The 2,581-nt window shown below is 70.0% G+C and carries 4 protein-coding genes; 3 read left to right on the top strand and 1 reads right to left on the bottom strand.

Annotated elements, in window-relative coordinates:
- Positions 1–472: 1-acyl-sn-glycerol-3-phosphate acyltransferase (locus AC27IQ_RS22270; protein ID WP_487090834.1), on the bottom strand; the 472-nt coding region annotated here is incomplete at its 3' end.
- A gap of 211 nt (positions 473–683) precedes the next feature.
- Here AC27IQ_RS22270 and AC27IQ_RS22265 point away from each other — a divergent pair.
- From AC27IQ_RS22265 to AC27IQ_RS22255, 3 genes are all read left to right on the top strand, one after another.
- Complete coding sequence (locus AC27IQ_RS22265; protein WP_272567231.1) at positions 684–1,667, top strand: Bug family tripartite tricarboxylate transporter substrate binding protein; 984 nt, start codon at positions 684–686, stop codon at positions 1,665–1,667.
- Complete coding sequence (locus AC27IQ_RS22260) at positions 1,664–2,023, top strand: cupin domain-containing protein (RefSeq protein ID WP_284429467.1); 360 nt, start codon at positions 1,664–1,666, stop codon at positions 2,021–2,023. Before AC27IQ_RS22265 ends, AC27IQ_RS22260 begins: the two co-directional genes overlap by 4 nt.
- On the top strand, positions 2,020–2,581 hold a 562-nt coding region (locus AC27IQ_RS22255; RefSeq protein WP_487090833.1), incomplete at its 3' end, for an HpcH/HpaI aldolase family protein. The genes AC27IQ_RS22260 and AC27IQ_RS22255, both read left to right, overlap by 4 nt.

Raw genomic sequence — 2,581 nt, 5'->3', positions numbered from 1 at the left:
CCTCGGGTGTCGGCGGCGCGGATTCGGCGGCGGCTTCATGGGGCGCCGGAGCCAGGGTCTCCATCATCGATCCGCTCTGCGGAATGTCAGCTGCGTTCAGGGCGGTTGGGCCGTCCGCCGGGGCCGGCGGGGCAGGGTCCAGGGCGGCCGTTTCGGCGCCCGGCGCCGCCGGTGGCATCGCGGCAGGTGTGCCCGACTGGCGGTCCACGTACACGGCGTTGAAGACCGCCGAGGTGATCCAGTGCCGAAAGGGCGTCTTGGTCCAGTAGTCCTTGGCAGCGATGGGGCGGGTGATGCTGCGCAGCTCCTGGGGCAGCGCGGCCCAGATCATCACCAGGTCGGCGTGGCTCTGGTGGTTGGCGAAATAGATGCGTTGCTCGGCCTTGGGCGGGCAGCCGTACCAGCGGGCCTGGGAACCGGTGAGAAATCGCACCAGCCCGAGTAGGAAAAGGCTCATCAACTTGGAAAGCATGGCGGCGATGATACGGGGGCGTGGCAGGGAGCCCGCGCCGGCCTGCACCGTGGGCCGGCGAGCCCCCTGCCACGGGCCGGCCGCGCACCGGGAAGATCCGTTCTGCGAAGTGGAATTTTCCAAGTTCGCGCTTCCCTTTCGCGAGGCCACTTCTAGACTGTCCGTACCGCTTCACCGCGGCGATTCCGCTAAAAAAGCAGGGAGTTTCTCCATGAACGTTTCGACCACACGCCGCCAGGCCCTGGTTCTGGGTGCCTCGGGCGCCTTGCCCATGCTGGCGAGGGCGCAGGCCGGCGCCGACTTTCCCACCCACCCCGTGCGCCTGATCGTGCCGTTCGCGCCGGGCGGCTCGACCGACATCCTCGGCCGGCTGCTGTCCAAGCACCTGTTCCCCGCCAGCGGCCAGCCGATGGTGGTGGAAAACATGGCCGGCGCGGGCGGCAACCTGGGCGCCGCGCTGGTGGCCCGGTCCCCGGCCGACGGCTACACCCTCGAGATCGGCGCCATGTCCACGCATGCCATGAACGGCAGCCTGTACAAGCAGTTGGCGTTCGATCCGATGAACGATTTCGACACCGTGGCCATGCTGGCCTACGCGATCAACGTCATCGCCGTCTCGCCCAGCGTGCCGGCGCGCACCTTCCCCGAACTGCTGGCCTACATCCGCGCCAACCCGGGCAAGCTCAACTACGCCTCGGGCGGCATCGGCACCCACAACCACCTCACGCTCGCGCTGCTGGCCAAGACGGCGCAACTGGACATCGTGCACGTGCCCTACAAGGGCGGCGGCCCGGCCGTCGCCGCACTGCTGCAGGGCGAATGCCAGATGTTCGCAGGCGGCGCCTCGCTGCTGCTGCCGCATGCGCAGGCCGGCAAGGTGCGCCTGATCGCCGTCACCGAAAAGACCCGGTCCGACCTGCTGCCCGACGTGCCCAGCGCGGCCGAGACGCTCAAGGGCTTCGAGGTCACCAACTGGTACGGCGTGTTCGCGCCCAAGGGGCTGGACGTGGCGCGCCGCGCCCTCATCAACCACGAGATCAACCGGGTGACCGGCCTGCCCGAGGTCGCCGAGCGGCTCAAGGGCCTGGGCATGGTGCGGGCGCCCGTGGACCCGGTTCAATTGCGCGAGATCCTGCAGGCTGACTACCGGCTGTGGTCTTCCACCATCAAGTCGCTGGGAATTTCCTCCGAATGAACGCCCCACACCCCCTGCCCATGGCGCTGAACAGCGTCGATTGGAATGCAATGGAATGGAAGCCCGTGCGCCACGGCATCGAACGCAAGGCATTCGGCAGCGAGCACGTCACGCTCGCGCTGCACCGGCTGCTGCCGGGCCACGAGCCACGTCCGCATTCCCATCCCCATGAGCAGGTGGTGTACATCCTGGCGGGCCAGATCGACTTCTACGTGGAGGGCCAGGTGGTGCGCCTGGGCCCGGGAAGCCTGCTGGTGGTGCCTCCCAACGCCATGCACCACGGCGTGGTGGTGGGCGACGAGCCGGTGCTCAATCTCGACGTCTTCACCCCCGCGCGCCCGGAATACCTGGCATGACGGCGGCCCGCCCCGGCGCCGCCGATGAGGCCCCGTCCCTGCGCGAGCGGCTGGTGGCGGGCGATTTCCTGTTCGCCACGTTCGTGAAGACCACCTCGCACCAGACGGTGGAGGTGCTCGCCGCCACGGGCCTGGACACCCTGGTGCTCGATGCCGAGCATGCGCCCTTCGGGCCGGAGAGCCTGGACCGCAGCCTGCTCGCGGCGCGCGCGTGCGCCCTGCCGGTGCTGGTGCGCGTGCCCTATCCGCGCGGCGCGGCCATCCAGCAGGCGCTGGACATGGGCGCGGCCGGGGTGATGGTGCCGCACGTGGACTCCGCCGCCATCGCGCTCGAAGTCGTGCGTGCGGCGCGCTACGGCGGCACCCGGGGCTATTCGGCCTCGCCGCGCGCCGGCGGCTACGGCCAGCGGAGCATGGCCGACCACCTGCGGCTGAGCGATGCGCACACCGCAGTGATCGTGCAGATCGAAAGCGGCGAGGCGGTGGCGCAGGCGCGGGAGATCGCCGCCGTGCCGGGCGTGGACTGCCTGTTCGTCGGGCCGGCCGACCTGGCCGTGG

It is taken from the genome of Acidovorax sp. KPB24-07 (assembly GCF_057543315.1).
The sequence above is the reverse complement of the archived record's forward strand: the minus strand, read 5'-3'. Positions and strand labels throughout refer to the sequence as shown.